The sequence below is a fragment of the Prevotella sp. KH2C16 genome, from assembly GCF_900113305.1.
GTDB lineage: Bacteria > Bacteroidota > Bacteroidia > Bacteroidales > Bacteroidaceae > Prevotella.
This window is the reverse complement of sequence record NZ_FOOW01000010.1, coordinates 19,133-37,010: the sequence shown is the minus strand read 5'-3', so window position 1 is coordinate 37,010 and position 17,878 is coordinate 19,133. Positions and strand designations below refer to the sequence as shown.

Sequence of the window (17,878 nt, the reverse complement as noted above, 5' to 3'; positions counted from 1 at the left end):
TAGACTGGTTTGAAACGGAAATATACAAAAAACTATTAAATTTGCCCATATGTTCGTATATAAAATAAAAAATGTATATATTTACCGCAAAATAAAAACGGCTTATGAACCTATGTAGACATTTGTTCCGGGCATTCCTGTTGATTATCTGCTGCTCAACGGCATTAATGGGTGCAAAGATCTGGGACTACTTCCATTTGGACAACAACCAAGGAATGAGTAACAGTTCTGTAAATGTAATATTCCAGGATCGGACTGGAGTTGTATGGATTGGGACATGGGACGGCCTTAACCGATATGATGGCAATCATTTCACACAATACCACTCTATCACGGGCGACGCAACTACACTCTCACATCCCGTTATCAGAGATATTCAGGAAGAAGATTCGCTATATTTATGGATTGTATCGGATTGGGGGCTGAACAGGTTCAACAAGAGAAGCGGACAGTCAAGGCGATATTTCCTGAACAGCCCCAAAACGACTCATTTTGCCGAACATACCTTTAAATGTGCCATTAACAATCAAGGCCAGGTAATCGGCAACTTTGCCAACGGCCCTTTATATCTCTTTAATAAGGAGGCCGAGAACTTCCAGCCCCTGAAAATGGACAGGGCCCCGCAAGAGCCTGTCATGCAAATAAACTTTGAATCCAACCGGCTACTATGGATTGTTACACACCGATACCTCTACCGATATGCTTTTGACGGCAAGACGATGTTTCAGAAAGCCCGGATTGCATGGCGCAACGAGTGCGAAAAGATTCTTTTCGACAACGACGGCAACATTTGGGGGCAGTCAGGAAGCAAGGTTCTCAAGCTTGACCAGCCCTCACGCACCTTCCAGGCCGTTTGGTCTACTTCCGACAAGCTACTCTCCGTCTGCCGCGACACCCGGCAACGGTATTTCTTCGGGACAGACAATGGCTATTACATCCACACACCGGCCGAAACGAAGCATTTCTTATCGGATATCGCAGTAACATCACTTTGCCGGGGAACGCAGGACATTCTCTGGGTGGGAACCGACGGCCGTGGCATCTACCAGTGCTACGCAAAGACAAAATACATCAATTCCTATCCCACGGGAAAGAAGAATCTGCCGGTTAGGTGCATCTTGCAGGACAAGGAGGAAATACTTGTCGGAACCAAGGGCGAAGGACTTCTTGTCTATCAACGCCTGGCAGATAATGGCCTGGAGCTTCTCCAGTCCCTGAATGTCGGTGCAGGCCGCTCCTACAATGCGGTGTTTTCCCTCTGCAAAGGTGTCGGTGCAGACCGAAGGATATGGGTCGGCACCGACGGCGTAGGCCTTTCCTATTATCGTAACGGCCGGCTTTATCCCATGCGATTCCGGTCTTCCGACGACCGCAAAGAGGTTTTCTCTATCTATTCTATCGTGGCTGCCAATGATTCCACGCTGTATATCGGGACAAGCGGAAACGGCCTCCTCCGCGTCAACTATCGTGGGGACACCGTTACGCGAGTGCATGTCTACAATTCGCAAAAGGCCACATCGCTTCAGAGCGACATCGTCTACGCCCAGGTTCTCGACAAGCCGTTCCTGTGGCTGGGCACCCGAGGCGGCGGACTCATAAGGTTGAACACCCGGAATCAGCGTATCACAGCCTATCGCAGCAATGCCAAAGACCATCAGTCACTGGTCAGCAATGATGTCATATCCCTGTACAAAGACACCCGGAAGCGTCTTTGGATCGGGACGACACAGGGGCTTGACATCCTGGACACCGGCAGCTCCGCCCCTCGCTTTACCCATGTGGGAACCGAAGGCAAGCTCCGGAACATAAACATACACAGCATCCAGGAAGACCTTTACCACAATATATGGATCAGTACGAGCAATGGTATCGCGCGCATACAGAGGAATCTCACCTTCACAAGCTTCACGCATAAAGACGGACTGCAAGGAGACGAGTTCTCAGACGGCGCAGGCATGTCGGCCGATCACGGACGGGAAATCTACTTCGGGGGCACCAACGGCTTCAGCATCATTCATCCCGCACTCATCCAAAGCAACGGCTTCATGCCCAAACTGATGCTCAACTCGCTCAAAATAGACAACGCACAGATGCCACTCTCTGCCCCCCTGAGAGTAAGCCATGATGCGAAGTCCCTGGAGTTGTCATTCTCCGTGCTCGACTATCTTGATAATGACCGATGCGAATTATCCTATAAACTCATCAGGCGGCGCGCGTTTCTCCATGACGACGACTCGCCCTGGATCAATGTAGGCAATACGAAGACCATCTTTCTCAACGAGCTTCCGTCCGGCAACTACACCCTCTACGCCCGGCAAAGCAACGCTGCCCATCAATGGTCGCAGACCTATCTGTCCATTCCCATCCACATTTCATACCCCGTATGGGGCAGATGGTGGGCCGTCCTGCTGTACATCGCTGCAATCATTCTCGTCATCCGGCTCATTTACAAGGCAAAGAAAAGGCGCCTGCAACGCCGGCACCAGCGCGAGATGGAGCATCAGCGACAGCACAATCGCGAGAATATCCACCATGCCAAGCTTCGTTTCTTCGCCAATGTAACCGGCAAATTCTCCAACAACATCACCCAGATATATGACGCGTTGGAACATATCCGCGACCGCAAAGGCTATGAAGGAAATCTCTCACCCGAGCTTCTCCGCATCGACGAGCATATCAGGCAAATGAGTCTGCAGATCAAGCAGATGTCAGAAATACAGTCGGCCGAAGAAAACACGCAGGCTCTCATTGCCGAAAGAGCCGACCTGACCGAACTCCTGAAAATCACCATCGACAGTTTTTCGGCCAGCATCCTCGAGAAAGACATCAACCTGGACATCATCAATTCAGAGCAACCCCATTATATTGTTACCGACAAGACGGTGCTTTCCAAGATTATCTATAATCTCGCAAGCTATATCATGCACAACATCCAGGCCCAGAGCGATTTCGTCATCCGCCATTCCGGCAGCCGCCCGGAGGGAGTGGAGATCAGGCTTTCTTACCAAGGCACTTCGCCGAAGAGCGACGATTTTTCTGACATATTCAATTCATACAAGGCCCTCGACAACTTTGAGAACAACATGTCGGCAGGCAAGGACGACCCTACCATAGGGCTTACCCTGGGCAACGATCTCGCCAAGAGAATGGGCGGAAGCGTGTCGATTCAGAAAGACGACGAACTGCATACGACCTTCATCGTCAAAGTCTTGGAACTAAAAGAGGTGAAGACAGGGAAAGAGCAGGAAAGAAAGCCCCAGACTCCACTTGAAAGAATCTTGAGCAATAAGGACAAAAGCATTCTCGTGATCGAGCAAGACCCGCGGATGGCACAGTTTATCCGCGACATTCTCGACAGCCAATACAACATCATCACCTGTACTGACGAGGCAGAGCTCGGCAGCATTCTCCACACGACCATCGACCTCGTCGTCTACGATATGGAAGGGAGCGACCTCGCCCTGATAGATGCTATCCGCGCCAATGCACACACCCAGTATGCCCCTATCATAGCGATTTGCAACGAGGGAGAAAAAGACAGCAATGTCAATATTCTGCAAACCGGGGCCAATGCCATTCTCGAAAAGCCTTTCCACACAAGCTATCTCAAGGCCTTGGTCGACAGAAACATCCAGGAAGCCGCACGCCTGAAAGAGTTCTCGGCCTCTCCCTCTGCCTATATCCGCAAGTTCGACTCCAAGGATATGACCGAGGAATCGCGCCGCTTCCTGCTCGCCGCCGTCAGGGTCGTCAGCGAGCATTACGCCGACGAGAACTATAATCCCACGCTCTTTGCACAGGATCTGGCCGTCAGCCGCTCACAGCTCTATCGTAAGTTGAAGACGATTATCAACATGTCGCCCAACGATTTCATTATAGAATACAGGATGCGCCATGCGGAAAGGATGCTCAGGTCCAGTTCCAAGACGATATCCGAAATCATCAGCCTGTGCGGTTTCCGCAACCGGGCGTTCTTTTACCGTGAGTTCGCAAAGCGCTATAACTGCCTGCCTAAGGAGTTCCGGCAGAAGAAAGAAGAATAGGGAGGGCTGTATCCGGTCTCATCCAATCCTGATATCAGGCCTCTCCGCTCCAGGCATCCGCCGCATCCCCTGTCGCCCGTCGACGCCTCCCCGCAGGGCGATAAGCCGTCTTCAGGCTGACAAAATCGGCGAAATCATGGAACAAAATCGCCGATTTTGCCGGACAATCTCGCCGATTTTGTCGGCCTGTTCTATGCCTTTACATAATCTACGAAGGCATAGGCGTGGGCATGGCGGTCGTCGGCAGGATGCTCCTCGCGCGCCGCCTCTTTCCAGTCTTCATACTCGGGAAAGAAGGCATCGGCGTTTTCCGGGGTGTCGTCCACCTCCGTCAGGCAGAGCCGGTCGGCCTTATTGAGTGCCTGTCGGTAGACGCTTGCCCCACCTATTATATATATGTCCTCGTCGGGCAGGCAGTGGCGCAGTGCCTCGTCGAGCGATCGATAGCTGTCGCAGCCCGCAAACTGCTGCCCGCTCCGGCTCAAGACCACATTGCGGCGGTTGGGCAGGGCGCCCTTGGGAAGGCTCTCGAAGGTCTTCCGCCCCATGATGATGGTGTGCCCGGAGGTAAGGGCCTTGAAGCGTTTCAGGTCGTCGGGCAGCCAATAGAGCAGTTTGTTCTGATAGCCGATGGCGCGATTCCGAGCTACGGCGGCGATGATGTTGATTCTCATAGGTCTTATTTTTACACCGATACCTTGGCCGCTATGTGTGGCCAGGGGTGGTAGTCGATAAGCTCGAAGTCCTCGTATTTGAAGTCGAAGATGCTTTTCACATCGGGGTTTATCAGCATTCTGGGCAGCGGGCGGGGCTCCCGGGTGAGCTGGAGGCGGGCCTGTTCCAGGTGGTTCAGGTAGAGATGGGTGTCGCCGGTGGTGTGAATGAACTCGCCGGGCTTGAGTCCCGTTACCTGGGCCATCATCATCAGCAACAGCGCATAGCTGGCTATGTTGAAGGGCACGCCGAGGAATGTGTCGGCCGAACGCTGGTAGAGCTGCAGGCTGAGCTTGCCGTCGGCCACATAGAACTGGAACAGACAGTGGCAGGGCGACAGGGCCATGCGGGGCAGGTCGGCCACATTCCATGCGTTTACGATGATGCGGCGGCTCTCGGGATGGTGCCTGATGAGGTCTACGCACTGGCTGATCTGGTCGACGACGGTGCCGTCGGAACCCTCCCACGCCCTCCATTGCTTGCCGTAGACGGGGCCCAGGTCGCCGTTTTCGTCGGCCCATTCGTCCCAGATCGATACGCCGTGCTCCTTCAGATATTGGATGTTGGTGTCGCCCTGGAGAAACCATAGCAATTCGTAGATGATGGATTTCAGGTGCAGTTTCTTGGTGGTGAGCAGCGGGAATCCGTCTTTGAGGTTGAATCTCATCTGGTGTCCGAATACGCTCTTGGTGCCCGTGCCGGTGCGGTCGGTCTTTACGGCACCCTCCGTGAGGATGCGGTCGAGGAGGTTTAGATATTGTTTCATTGTGTGTTGGGTTTCTGTTTCATGATGAGTATTTCCGGTTTTTCCGGCACATGCGTGCTCTTGATGCGCCATTCCTGCGGGTAGAGGTTGTTGGCCCGGTTGCCTATGTTCTTCTCGAATCCTATCGGCTGTCCCTGATAGGTCAGCAGCACCACTCCCCGGGGCGTGTCGGCGGGCAGACTGACGGCCTCGTGCCGCAGATAGCTTATTGCCTGTTCCCACGACACTTCCACATGCGGATAGGCCTCTTTGTCGGCTTGGATGGAGAGAGCCTTTGATATATCGGGAATCAGGTTTTTGCCTTTTGTCTCGTCGGGCTTGATGCCATGGCTCAGGATGTTCAGCATTTTGAGGCCTTGCTTGTTCTTGCCGCCTTCGAGGGGGGAGTCTCCGGCTTTCCTGAGGACGGCCATGAAAAGGCCTTCGCCCCGCGAATAGCCCGGCAGGAAGCGATAGACGGGATCCTTGCCGACAAGCGGCCCCGTGATGTTCCATTCCTCCGGGGTGTCTATTTCGATGAATTCCGCCCCGAGCTCACGGGCTATCCATGCCGCGTTTTCCTCATTCTCGTGGGCATTGAAGGTACAGGTGGAGTAGATGAGTATGCCTCCCGGTCTCAGTTGGGGCCAGATGTCCGCCACGATTTCCCGTTGCAGTCGACGGCATCTGTCAACATTCTGAGGGCTCCACTCCGCTATTGCCCCCTCGTCTTTGCGGAACATGCCCTCGCCGGAGCAGGGCACATCGGCCAAGACGACATCGAAAAGCAGTCCTGTGCGCCGGTAGTCGCGGGCATAGTTGTTGGTAGCCACGACATCGGGATGCCCGAACTTCAGGATGTTCTCATTCAGAATCTGCGCCCGCTGCCGCATCGGCTCGTTCGAAAAGAGGACGCTGCCCTCGGGCAGGGCGGCCCGGGCTACGGTGGACTTGCCTCCCGGGGCGGCGCAGAGGTCGAGCATCACGACGGGGCGGTCCACGGTTTGGCGCAGCACATGATGCAGAAACATCGACGAGGCTTCCTGAACATAATAGAGACCGGCATGGAAGAGGGGGTCGAAGGTGAATTCGGGGCGTTGCTTGAGGTAGTATCCGCCTTTGCACCAGGGTACGGGCTCATCGGCCAAAGGTATCTCCACCGTGTCGGAATCTGCCTTGAAGAGGTTCAGCCGAATGCTCACCGGAGGCTCGGCGGCGAGTCCCTCAACGAGTCGCTGATACCGCTCATCGCCTATCAGACTGCGCGTGTAGGCCGTAAATTCTTCTGGCAGATTCATTATCATCTAACTATTTCCCTTGCAAAAGTAAAAAAAAAATAGTTACTTTGCAACTAAATCTGCGACAGATGCGTCTAACGGACAGAAAAAAAACCAAAAGTGAAGCATATGAAACAAACCTTGATAGCACTCGCACTGATGCTTACTCTCAGTGCAACACAGATGGATGCAGCTCCCAAGCACCGGCATCATGCGCAGGTTACAACGGTAGACAAAGACACGGTGAAGCAAGACGGGGGCATTGAAGCGTTCTCTGACACGACCTCGACTTCCGCCAGCGAGACACAGGACTCCATCATTGAAGAAAGCCAGAGCCGGCATTACGGTATGGACACAGACTTTGATGATGGCGACTTCAACATCTTCGGATTGAGGGAACTGCTGGCTACGGGCGGCGGCATCGCGCTTGCCGCTTTCGTCTTCTTGATCATCTTCTTGTTCTTGTTGTTTCCGTTTATCGTCATTCTGCTGGTATTACGCTATCTGGTCAAGCGCCATAACGACCGCGTGGCACTGGCGGAGAAGGCCATGGAGTCAGGTCAGGCGATACCGGAAGCGATGAAACCGGTTGACAAACAGAGCGTAGACTACCTCTACAAGCGGGGCATCCGCAACATTGCCATCGGTGTCGGCCTCTTCATCATGTTCTATATCTGGGGGTCTTCCACGCTGGCTGGGGTGGGTGCGCTGATTGCCTGTTACGGTTTAGGCCAGCTGGCCATCTCAAGATCGTCGAAGAAACAAGACACAAAAGACAACGAATTCTAAGCGCACGAAGTGAAGAATCTGGAAGATATCTCTCTGGTTACCCAAGCGGCGGTATTCCACAATCGCAGGGCTTTCGACAAGCTGGTTGTGAAATATCAGTCGCCCGTGCGCCGTTTCTTCCTCTCCCAGACCCTGGGCGACGAGCAACTGAGCGACGACCTGGCACAGGATACCTTCATAAAGGCGTATGTAAACCTCTCGAAATTTCGCGGTGCGGCGAGCTTCTCGACATGGCTCTACCGCATTGCATATAATGTTTTCTATGATTACACGCGTAGTAATAAGCCGACAGGCGACCTTGAAGCACCGGCCGTGGCAAGAAAGAACTCTGAAACGGGCGACAGCAATCTGAGGATGGACTTGCAGCAAGCCCTTTCAATCTTAGGCGGAAACGAGCGTACCTGCATCGTCCTGCAACTGATGGAGGGGCAGCCGATAGAACGGATTGCGGCCATTACAGGGCTGGCAGAGGGCACGGTGAAGTCGCATCTATCGCGTGGAAAGCAGAAACTGGCAACCTATTTAAGACAAAATGGTTATGATGGAAAATGATGACAGGCTCGTGGCTCGGTTCTTCGAGGAGCATAAAGTGGAAATAGAAGACAACGGATTCTCGCACAGAGTCGTGAATCAGTTGCCCGACGGGGCGCGTCGTGCCAGCCGGATATGGACATTTGTCTGCACGGTTGCGGGCATTGCCATGTTCTTCCTGCTGGATTGTTTCGACAGTCTGCGCATGGTTTTGGGCAATATCCTGGGTGATGTCGTAGGTTTCTTCTCGTCCGTCCAGCTGCCGGGACTTACCCCGATTACTCTCTATCTCGCCGTATTGACGATCATGGTCGTATCTCTCCACAATCTCATAGTGGCAGAGAGATAGGGGAAGGTGCGCCTGCAGACAGTGGGAAGAGTGCCGCTGCTTAGTCGAAGATGAAGGTAGTGCCTTCCTCCTCGTCTTTTGCATCCGGGCTTTTCTTCTTGGTCTGGGGCTGTTTCTTTAGTTGTCCGTTCTCGTCAAACAGGCCGTAGGTGATGCGCAATACGGTGAATTCCGTCCGGCGGTTCAGCTGGTTGCAAGTCTCCTGGTTCTCCTCTTTCTGCTGTTTGATGAACTCCTCGGTCAATACATCTCCCTCCTTGAGCCAGGGATATTTGTCTGCCGCCTTTTTGTTGATGGTCTTGGGCTTCTCCTTTCCATATCCCTTGGGGGTCAGCCGGTCTTTCGCAATGCCCTTGCTGATGAGATAATTGACCACCGACTCTGCCCGCCGCTGCGAGAGTCCCTTGTTATATTCAGACGAACCCTTATAGTCTGCATGGGCACTTAGCTCTATGGTTACATTCGGATTCTGGTTAAGAAGGCTCACGAGCTCGTCGAGTGCCGTCTGCGATTCCGGCCTCAAGGTCGCCTTGTCGAAGTCGTAGAAGATGTTGTCTATCAATACGGGCGCCGAGATATTTGCCAAGGGGAACTGCAGGACGGTCTCGTCCGACTCCTCGGTCTTCCTTACGCTCACCTCTTCCTTATGGTTCAAGTACCCCTTGCAGGTTGCTAAAAGAATATAGTCTACGCCTGGCTTCACGACCTGCGTGAACGAACCGTCGCGATGTACGCTAAGTTTCTGGTTGGTTCCGTCGTTCCCCACGATGTAGACTTGTGCCTGGGGGAGTTCGTATCCGTCGATTTCATACACCCAGCCCTTGATGGTATTGACCACTTCGGGATTCTCAAAGGAGAAGATGTGGTCCCATCCGCGACCGTCGCCCCTATTTGACGAGAAGTATCCCCGATTGTGCGGACCCTCGAAAGTCATGCCGAAGTCGTCGCCCTGGGAATTGAGCGGGTATCCGGGATGCTCCAGTTCGTAGTGCCCCTCACTATTGATTTTGGCAATATAGATGTCCAGCCCGCCTAATCCTCCATGTCCGTTGCTGGAAAAATAGAGATCGCCGTTCGGCCGGAAAGTAGGAAATTCCTCGTCGCCTTCGGTATTGATGGGACTCCCCAGGTTCTCTACTCCGCCAACTCCTGCCGATGTAAGCCTTACCCGCCAGATGTCAAGACCGCCCATGCCACCGGGCATATCGGAGGTGAAATACAGCCACTGCCCGTCAGGCGAGACGGCCGGATGGGCATAGCTGGACAGCGTGTCGCGCGTGAGCTGCAGCTCGCCGGCCTTGCCCCAGGCCGCGTCTGCCCGGCTGGAGGTAACGATCTGTGCATAGCGGGGCGCACTCGGGTCGGTCGTACACTGTGTGAGATACATCTCGCGCTGGTCGGGAGAGAAGCAGCAAGCCCCCTCGTCATAGGCCGTGTTCAGCCCGCCGCTCACGGGTTCGGGCTTGCTCCATTTGCCTTTGTCGTCTTTTTCCGAGATGAAGATGTCCCCGTTCTTGGCTCCGGTGATGCCGCTCAGCTCGTCGCCCGCGGCCTCGTTGCGTGTACTGGTGAAGTAGAGGCGGTCGTATTCATCGCCTGTGAGCATCGGGGAATAGTCTGCCCGTCGGGAGTTGAACACCGCCATGCGCTTCACGGTGTAGCGAGAGCCGAGTTCCTTAACCTTCGCCGCACTCTGGGCAGCCTGCAGTCCGGTCTTCGCCTGTTGGCTGTCGGGCAGGGAGTCTATCACTATCTGAAACTCATCGGCAGCCTCTTTATAGGAGCCGTTCTTCATGAGTTGCCGGGCCAACGACAGGTGGTCGCTTACATTTGCCTTGTTATAGCGGATGGCATTCCTATAGGCTCCGATGGCTCGCTGGTGCTGGTTGATTTTCTCATAGCATTGCGCAATCTTTAGGGCGAGCCTTCCCCGTTGGTCACGCTCCTTGGGCGGGGTGGCCTGATAGGCCTTGCGGAAGTATTCTCCCGCGTCATAATACTCGCCAAGAGCCAGACTTTTCTCGCCCTTCTTGATGTTGCGCTCGATGCTGCACCCCGTCAGGAGTGTCAGCGCAATCAGTAAACCATATATATAGAGGCTTCTACGCATTTCCAATTCTTTCTGATATAACGATTCCTGGGCGGGTTTATTGCCCGGCCCCGTATGACTTTCATAAGTGTGGGAAACGAGAGGAGGGGTCTATGCTTTATCCTCGAACGGCAGGCGGAAGTCGCATCCGTTCTTCCAGTTGCTGCATCCGTAGGCAGTTTTACCTTTTATAATAGTGCCCTTGCCGCATTTGGGACAGGGCTTGCCGATGAGGGTGTCGTCGGCTTTCAGCCGCGGAGCCTGCTTGCGGGGGCTTCTCTTCTTGAGGTCGGCCTCGGTGGTCGTGGCTACCCGGCGGTTGGAGTTGTCGCTCAGCACATCGGTTACGATGTTGCCGATCTGCTCTTTCAGCTCGTTGATGAACTGCTGGGGGTCGTAGGTCTTGTGCTCGATGTCGCGCAGTTTCTTCTCCCAGATGCCCGTGAGTTCACAGCTCGTGAGCAGTCTTTCGTGGATGGTGTCGATGAGTTCGATGCCCGTGGGGGTGGCGAGCAGGTTCTTGCGCTCGCGGCGGATGTAGCGTCGCTTGAAGAGGGTCTCTATGATTCCGGCTCTCGACGACGGTCTTCCGATGCCGTTTTCCTTCAAGGCGGCGCGCAGTTCCTCGTCTTCCACGAACTTGCCGGCCGTCTCCATGGCGCGGAGCAGCGTCGCCTCGGTGTAGTATTTGGGCGGTGTGGTCCACTTCTCGGTAAGGGTGGGCGTGTGCGGCCCCGTCTCGCCGACAATGAACGAGGGCAGGGTGCGCTCCTCGTCGCCGCTCTTGCTGTCTTCGTCGGTTGCCTTCTGCTCTTCCTTGGCATACACGGCATGCCATCCGGGGTCGAGAATCTCCTTGCCGCTGACCTTGAATTCCACCTCGCCAGCCGTTCCCATGACCGTGGTGGTGGAGAATTTGCAGTCGGGATAGAACACGCTGATGAAGCGCAGGGCCACCAGTTCGTAGACATTCCGCTCCATATCGGTGAGCCCGCGGGCAGGAACGCCGGTAGGAATGATGGCATGGTGGTCGGTAACCTTCGAGGTGTCGAACACCTTTTTGTCCTTGCGGAGTTTCTTTCCGACAATCGGCTGGGTGAGGGGGGCATATCCGTCGAGTCCCTTGAGGATGGCGGGACACTTGGGGTAGATGTCGTCCGAGAGGTATTGCGTGTCCACGCGGGGATAGGTGGTGAACTTCTTCTCGTAGAGACTCTGTATGAGCTTGAGCGTCATGTCGGCCGAATAGCTGAACTTACGGTTGCAGTCCACCTGCAGCGAGGTGAGGTCGTAGAGGTGGGGCGGTGCCTCCGTGCCCTTCTTCTTCTGCACATCGGTAACCGTGAAGGGTTTTCCCGCAATGGTCTCGAAGGCTTTCTCGCCCTCTTCCTTGCTGAGAAACTTGCCCTTGGTGGCCGTGAACTGCGTGTCGCGGTATATCGTTGCCAGAATCCAGTAGGGCTCGGGCTTGAAGCCGTCGATTTCCTTCTGCCGGTTCACTATCAGCGCGAGGGTGGGCGTCTGCACGCGTCCGATGCTCAACACCTGCCTGTTCTGGCCGTACTTGAGCGTGTAGAGGCGGGTGGCGTTCATGCCCAGGAGCCAGTCGCCGATGGCCCGTGAGAGCCCTGCGAGATAGAGGCTCTGGTATTCGCCCTGGTCTTTCAGCCGCTGGAAACCCTCGCGGATGGCCTCGTCGGTCATCGAGGAAATCCACAGTCGCCTGACCGGACAGGTGGCGTTGGCCTTCTGCATCACCCACCGCTGAATCAGTTCGCCCTCCTGGCCGGCGTCGCCGCAGTTGATGATGCCGTCGGCCGCCTGCATGAGCCGCTCTATAATGGCGAACTGCTTCTTGATTCCGGCGTCCTCGATGAGCTTGATGCCGAAGCGTGCGGGAATCATGGGCAGGGCGGCGAGGCTCCAGTGTTTCCAGTTCTCGCTGTAGTCGTCGGGCTCCTTGAGGCAGCAGAGGTGGCCGAAAGTCCATGTAACCTGGTATCCGTTGCCCTCCATGTAGCCGTCGTGGGAGGCCGTAGCTCCGATGATTCGTGCTATGTCCTTGGCTACGCTGGGTTTCTCGGCAATACAAACTATCATGTTGGAAAACTTTTTCTGAAGTGCAAAGATAAGAAAAATATTTCACTCGGTGGCAGGAAGGACGATTATTTGTTTCATGAAAGGCGGCAGGCACTCTGACAAAATCGGCGAGATTGTGCGACAAAATCGCCGAAATCATGGGACAAAATCGCCGATTTTATCTGGCGGGTAGCGGCAAAAAGAAAATCCGGAAGCCGTCTGGAGGTGTTTCGGTAGTCGCCTTCCGTCCCCCGGCGTGCCGCCCGGATTACAATTATTGCTTAAAAATATCGTTAAAAGGAATGGTAACTCTGGGAATTTTGTTACCTTTGCCATGAAATCACTCGATACGAATCTAATAAAGAAGAATAAAAGGTGCATATTGCAATTGCGGGAAACATTGGCAGCGGAAAGACCACATTGACCACAATGCTGGCAAGACACTACGGCTGGACGCCACGCTTCGAGGCCGTGGACTATAATCCTTATCTTGAGGATTACTATAAGGATATACCCCGATGGTCGCTTAACATGGAGGTCTATTTCCTCAAGGAGCGCTTCAAGGACCTGCTGGCCATCGCCAAATCCGAGGACACCATCATCCAGGATCGTTCCATCTACGAGGGCGTCTATGTGTTCACGGCCACGAACAAGGCCATGGGGCATCTCTCGGACCGCGACTTCGACACCTATATGGGGCTGTTCGAGTCGATGATGATGATCGTGAAATATCCCGACCTGATGATCTATCTGCGCGCCTCGGTGCCGCATCTCGTGGCCAATATACAGAAGCGCGGGCGGGACTATGAGCAGACAATGCCGCTTGATTACCTGACCAATCTCAACGAGAGATACGAGGATTTCATCTTCAATAAGTATAAGGGAAAGGTGCTTGTGGTGGATGTCGACGACATAGACTTCCAGCATAACCCGAAGCAGCTGGCGCAGATCGTAGACAAGGTGGACGCCAACCTCTTCGGCCTTTTCTCCAATCAGAACGAATAATCAAACCTTACAGTTATGCATATAGCAATAGCCGGAAACATAGGAAGCGGCAAGACCACCCTCACCAAGATGCTTGCCAAACGATACGGGTGGACACCCCACTTCGAGCCAGTCGACAACAATCCCTACTTGGAGGACTATTATGCCGATATGAACCGATGGGCTTTCAACCTTCAGATTTACTTTCTGAACAAGCGATTCCGAGATGTAGTGGAGATTTCAAAAAGCTCCGAGACCATCGTTCAGGACCGCACGATCTTCGAGGACGCGCGAATCTTCGCGCCAAACCTGCACGACATGGGCATGATGAGCGACCGCGACTTCGACAACTATACCGATCTCTTCGACCTGATGATGTCGCTCGTCAAGCTTCCTGACCTCATGATCTACATCCGCTCGTCGATTCCGAACATCGTGGAGCAGATAGAGAAGCGCGGGCGCGACTACGAGAAGTCTATCCGCATAGACTATCTTCAGGGGCTTAACAACCGCTATGAGGAGTGGATAGCCGGCTATGAAGGGCGGCTGATGATAGTGGACGGCGACAAGCTGAAGTTTGAGAGCGACCCTAAGGACTTCCAGCAGATTACCGATACGATAGACGCGGAACTGTACGGGCTGTTCCCCTTTGAGGGCGCTAAGCAGGATTAGGTTTCAAACTCGTTGATTTTCTCGGCGATATAGGTGTATTCCTGTCTGTCTAAACATGGATAGACAGGAATGCTTATTTCCTCCCGATGAATCTTTTCGGTGATGGGCAGCCGGAGGATTCCGAGCTCCTTGTAGCATTCCTGACGGTGGGGCGGGACGGGATAGTGAATCATCGTCTCAATGCCCTGCCGTCGCAAGTATTCCTGAAGCTCGTCGCGATGTTCGCAGCGGGCGGGGAAAATGTGCCAGACATTGTCTCTCTTTCCTGGTAAGGGGTTGTGAACCAGCGGATTGGATATATTCCTTAAATAAAATTCCGCTATCTCCCGGCGATTCTGGTTGTCGTCGTCAAGGTATCGCAGCTTTACATCCAGCACGGCGGCTTGTATCTCGTCCATACGGCTGTTTCGCCCTTTATAGGGAAAGATATACTTCTTGTTGCTGCCATAGTTGCCTAACGCGCGGATGGCGGACGACAGTTCGTCGTCGTCGGTGGTAACGGCACCGGCGTCGCCGAGTGCTCCGAGGTTCTTTGCGGGATAGAAGCTGTGGGCGGCGGCATCGCCTAAGGAGCCGGTCTTGCGCCCTTCAAACTCGCATCCGTGTGCCTGTGCATTGTCCTCGATGAGCTTCAGATGATGTCTTCGGCATATCTCCGCTATCTTGGGAGTAAACGAATTGCGACCGTAGAGATGGACGATCATCACGGCGCGTGTCCTTTCGGTGATGGCTTCCTCTATCTTCGTGTCGTCAATCTCATAGGTCAGGAGGCTCGGTTCCACCAGTATCGGCTTGAGCAGATTCTCCGTAATGGAGAGGATGGAGGCGATGTAGGTGTTGGCCGGGACGATGACCTCGTCGCCCTCCCTCAATATCCCCGTCTCCTTGTAGGCGCGGAGAATGAGCGTGAGGGCATCCAGTCCGCTGGCGCACGACACGCAATGGCGGGTGCCGATGTAGTCGGCATAGTGGTTTTCAAACCTCTCTACGGCCTGCCCTTGCAGGTATCGGCCGCTGTCTATGACCTGCCTCACGGCCGCCTGAAGCTCCTCCTGATGCCGTGAAGTAACGCGTTTCAAGTCCTGATATGCTATCATAAGTCCCATTCGTAAGTGTCGTAGACCACGCTCCGGCCGCCATATCCCTCCTTGTGGGCTATCAGTCCTTCGTTCAGCCAACTGCCGTTCTGCTCGGTGGAACTGCCGAAGTCGAGATAAGGATATTGCGGATAGTCGTGATACATAACCCGTTCGTAGATTGCCTCCATGGCTCCCAGCTCCTTTCCCTCTGCGTTGGTGGCGCTATACTGGCCGTGGACCACCCGGGCGGTGATATAGAAAGTGATGCCTCCGATGATGTGCCCGTCCTTGTAGGCGCTGTATTGAATGATGTTCTTAGGGAACCGAGACCTCAATAACTCTATCTCCTCGAGTGTGTGGACGGGTCTGGCTTGAAAGCGGTTCATTAGGTTTTTATTCAGGATTTCCCAGAATTCTGCGAGCGGGGCATCACTTCTGACAATGACGCCGCCGGCCTTGGACTTGCGGAGTCGGCGCAGATGATCCTTGCGCCAGCGCAGGTGCTGCTGCATGAAAATCGTCGTCCCGATGTTTCTCGAGCGCAGTCTTGCCCCGCATTTCCAGTAAATGGCATAGAGATCTTCTTCTGACGGATGCCTGTGATAGACCCAGGGAACGGGGCGATAGACCACCTTTCGGAAGCCTTGCGCCCGCAGCCAGCCGTTGAGTTCCTCAAAGAGGACGCAGGTGTCGGCGGCCGTTACATGGATGTCCATGAGCAGTCCGCCATAGGTGAGGCCGAAGTGGGAGTAGAGTGTGGTGCCTTCCCGGTGGGCAGGGAGCAGCGCATAGAGTCTCCTGCCTTTGTAGAACAGGAGCGAAAAGTCCTCGAACCGGTCGGCATGATAGTCCATGTAGTCGCGATAAAAGAGGAAAGTAGCGTTTCTGGCCTTGCCTACATATCGGTCCCAGAGCGCCTTGTCTTCGGCCGTATATCGTCTTATTTCGAACATCGCAGGTATTCCAGGTATTCGTCGAAGTCGCGGATATAGTCGTCTTCGCTGAAGAATTCCGAGGCAAGAACCAGACAGACGGCTCCCGAAGAGAAGTCGTCGAGGGTGCGCCATGTGCCGGTTTCCACGAGAAGTCCTTGGTAGGGGTGGTTCAGGAGGTAGGTCTTCTGCTCTCTACCGTTGTTGAGCGTAACCGAGAACGACCCGCTCACGGCGATGATAAACTCGCGGCAAGTCTTGTGGGCATGGCCTCCCCGGCTTTCCCCGGAGGGCACATCATACACCCAGTAGACGCGCCTGATATCGAAGGGAATGTCCTTCAGTTCCTCCGTTACCGTGAGATTGCCGCGCGGATCGAGGATTTTGGAAAGCTCTATGATTCTTCCTAAGGTCATTTCTTCATATAAGGATCGGTGCCGAGAACCGTCTTTGCCAGTCGTTTTGCCTTGTCGCGCAGGGCATTGAGGTCGTCGCCAAGCTCGCCGTAGCACAGTGCGACACCCATTCTGCGCCCTACATGAGCCACGGGCTTGCCGAAGATGCGTATGCGGGTGCGGTCTTCACTCAGGGCTTCCACGAGGTTGTAGTCGAGCGGCTCGCGGCTCTCCACGGGCGAGAGGATGACCGCCGAGCAGCCGCAATGCTCCAGATGAATGGCGGGAATGGGCCATCCCATGACGGCCCGGAGGTGCAGTTCAAACTCGCTGAGGTTGGTGGTATGGCCGAGGGTAACCATGCCCGTGTCGTGCGGGCGGGGCGAGAGTTCCGAGAAGATGACCTCTCCCTGTCGGGTGAGGAAGAACTCCACGCCCCAGATGCCATATCCCGTGAGTGCCTTGGTAACCTCGGCGGCCATGTGCTGGGCGGTCTTGAGAGCCTTGGCGGGCAGCTGAAACGGCTGCCAGCTCTCGCGATAGTCGCCGCCTTTCTGTACATGCCCGATGGGCGGACAGAACAGGGTGGGGCCGTTTTTCTGGGTAACGGTGAGCAGGGTGAACTCTGATTGGAAGTCGATGAACTCCTCGATAATCACTTCCCTGACATCGCCGCGCCCTTCTTCCATGGCCTCCCGGTAGGCCTCGTGCAGTTCGTCGTCGTTGTGCACATAGCTCTGGCCGTGGCCGGACGAACTCATCAGGGGCTTGACCACGCACGGGAAGCCTATCTCGTCGGCCGCCCGACGGAACTCGTCGAAGCTTTTCGCATAGAAATACCTGGCTGTGCGCAGGCCTAACTCCCGTGATGCGAGGTCGCGGATGGCCCGGCGGTTCATCGTGTAGTTCACGGCCTTGGCCGAGGGGACCACCTGAATACCCGCTTTCTCAAACTCGAAGAGCCGCTCGGTGCGGATGGCCTCTATCTCGGGGACGATGATGTCGGGTCGATGGCGGTGCACTGCGTCGGCAAGGGCGTCGCCGTTGAGCATGGAGAACACCTCGCATTCATCGGCTACCTGCATGGCCGGTGCGCCCTCGTAGTTGTCGCAGGCTATGACATAGAGTCCTGCCCGCTTGGCCGCTATCGTAAATTCCTTGCCCAGTTCACCGGAACCGAGGAGCATGATTTTCTTCATC

At 54.7% G+C, this 17,878-nt stretch carries 15 protein-coding genes; 6 read left to right on the top strand and 9 right to left on the bottom strand.

What is annotated here, in order from left to right; all coding sequences use genetic code 11:
• Nucleotides 1–104: 104 nt before the first annotated feature.
• On the top strand, nt 105–4,043 hold the full coding sequence (locus BM114_RS08260; RefSeq protein WP_092112331.1) for a two-component regulator propeller domain-containing protein: 3,939 nt from the start codon (nt 105–107) through the stop codon (nt 4,041–4,043).
• Between the two features lie 191 nt (nt 4,044–4,234).
• On the opposite strand, the gene BM114_RS08255 is transcribed toward BM114_RS08260, so the two are convergent.
• From BM114_RS08255 to BM114_RS08245, 3 genes are read right to left on the bottom strand one after another with little or no spacing between them, the layout of a single operon-like run.
• On the bottom strand, nt 4,235–4,717 hold the full coding sequence (locus BM114_RS08255; RefSeq protein ID WP_092112328.1) for a dihydrofolate reductase: 483 nt from the start codon (nt 4,715–4,717) through the stop codon (nt 4,235–4,237).
• Between the two features lie 11 nt (nt 4,718–4,728).
• A complete protein-coding gene (locus BM114_RS08250; protein WP_092112326.1) occupies nt 4,729–5,523 on the bottom strand; it encodes a thymidylate synthase in 795 nt (264 codons plus the stop codon).
• A complete protein-coding gene (locus tag BM114_RS08245; protein WP_092112324.1) occupies nt 5,520–6,800 on the bottom strand; it encodes a methyltransferase RsmF C-terminal domain-like protein in 1,281 nt (426 codons plus the stop codon). Before BM114_RS08245 ends, BM114_RS08250 begins: the two co-directional genes overlap by 4 nt.
• A gap of 108 nt (nt 6,801–6,908) precedes the next feature.
• On the opposite strand from BM114_RS08245, the gene BM114_RS08240 reads away from it, so the two are divergent.
• Genes BM114_RS08240 through BM114_RS08230 form a run of 3 tightly spaced genes read left to right on the top strand, consistent with a single transcriptional unit; the run spans nt 6,909 to nt 8,448 of the window.
• On the top strand, nt 6,909–7,568 hold the full coding sequence (locus BM114_RS08240; RefSeq protein WP_092112423.1) for a DUF6249 domain-containing protein: 660 nt from the start codon (nt 6,909–6,911) through the stop codon (nt 7,566–7,568).
• Between the two features lie 9 nt (nt 7,569–7,577).
• Nucleotides 7,578–8,120, top strand: coding sequence for an RNA polymerase sigma factor (locus tag BM114_RS08235; protein WP_092112321.1), 543 nt, complete (start codon nt 7,578–7,580; stop codon nt 8,118–8,120).
• On the top strand, nt 8,107–8,448 hold the full coding sequence (locus BM114_RS08230) for a DUF5056 domain-containing protein (protein WP_092112319.1): 342 nt from the start codon (nt 8,107–8,109) through the stop codon (nt 8,446–8,448). Before BM114_RS08235 ends, BM114_RS08230 begins: the two co-directional genes overlap by 14 nt.
• Before the next feature lie 40 nt (nt 8,449–8,488).
• On the opposite strand, the gene BM114_RS08225 is transcribed toward BM114_RS08230, so the two are convergent.
• Together BM114_RS08225 and BM114_RS08220 are read right to left on the bottom strand one after the other, a co-directional pair.
• Nucleotides 8,489–10,558: a PorE family type IX secretion system protein gene (locus BM114_RS08225; protein WP_092112317.1), complete on the bottom strand. Its 2,070-nt coding sequence runs from the start codon at nt 10,556–10,558 to the stop codon at nt 8,489–8,491.
• A 90-nt stretch (nt 10,559–10,648) separates the two neighbouring features.
• Entirely contained in the window at nt 10,649–12,637 is a 1,989-nt protein-coding gene (locus tag BM114_RS08220; protein ID WP_092112315.1) for a DNA topoisomerase 3, read from the bottom strand.
• A gap of 354 nt (nt 12,638–12,991) precedes the next feature.
• Here BM114_RS08220 and BM114_RS08215 point away from each other — a divergent pair, with 354 nt between their 5' ends.
• Together BM114_RS08215 and BM114_RS08210 are read left to right on the top strand one after the other, a co-directional pair.
• Nucleotides 12,992–13,621: a deoxynucleoside kinase gene (locus tag BM114_RS08215; RefSeq protein ID WP_092112313.1), complete on the top strand. Its 630-nt coding sequence runs from the start codon at nt 12,992–12,994 to the stop codon at nt 13,619–13,621.
• 15 nt (nt 13,622–13,636) lie between these two features.
• Nucleotides 13,637–14,272, top strand: coding sequence for a deoxynucleoside kinase (locus BM114_RS08210; protein WP_092112311.1), 636 nt, complete (start codon nt 13,637–13,639; stop codon nt 14,270–14,272).
• Here BM114_RS08210 and BM114_RS08205 read toward each other — a convergent pair.
• Genes BM114_RS08205 through purT form a run of 4 tightly spaced genes read right to left on the bottom strand, consistent with a single transcriptional unit; the run spans nt 14,269 to nt 17,877 of the window.
• On the bottom strand, nt 14,269–15,369 hold the full coding sequence (locus BM114_RS08205; RefSeq protein WP_092112421.1) for a DegT/DnrJ/EryC1/StrS family aminotransferase: 1,101 nt from the start codon (nt 15,367–15,369) through the stop codon (nt 14,269–14,271). The genes BM114_RS08210 and BM114_RS08205 overlap by 4 nt on opposite strands.
• Nucleotides 15,366–16,304 carry a GNAT family N-acetyltransferase gene (locus tag BM114_RS08200; RefSeq protein ID WP_092112309.1) on the bottom strand — a complete coding sequence of 313 codons (939 nt, stop codon included), beginning with the start codon at nt 16,302–16,304 and terminating at the stop codon, nt 15,366–15,368. The genes BM114_RS08205 and BM114_RS08200 overlap by 4 nt, the downstream gene beginning before the upstream one ends.
• A complete protein-coding gene (locus BM114_RS08195; RefSeq protein ID WP_092112307.1) occupies nt 16,292–16,699 on the bottom strand; it encodes a sugar 3,4-ketoisomerase in 408 nt (135 codons plus the stop codon). Before BM114_RS08195 ends, BM114_RS08200 begins: the two co-directional genes overlap by 13 nt.
• Nucleotides 16,696–17,877, bottom strand: coding sequence for a formate-dependent phosphoribosylglycinamide formyltransferase (gene purT / locus BM114_RS08190; RefSeq protein WP_092112305.1), 1,182 nt, complete (start codon nt 17,875–17,877; stop codon nt 16,696–16,698). Before purT ends, BM114_RS08195 begins: the two co-directional genes overlap by 4 nt.
• Nucleotide 17,878: the final 1 nt, after the last annotated feature.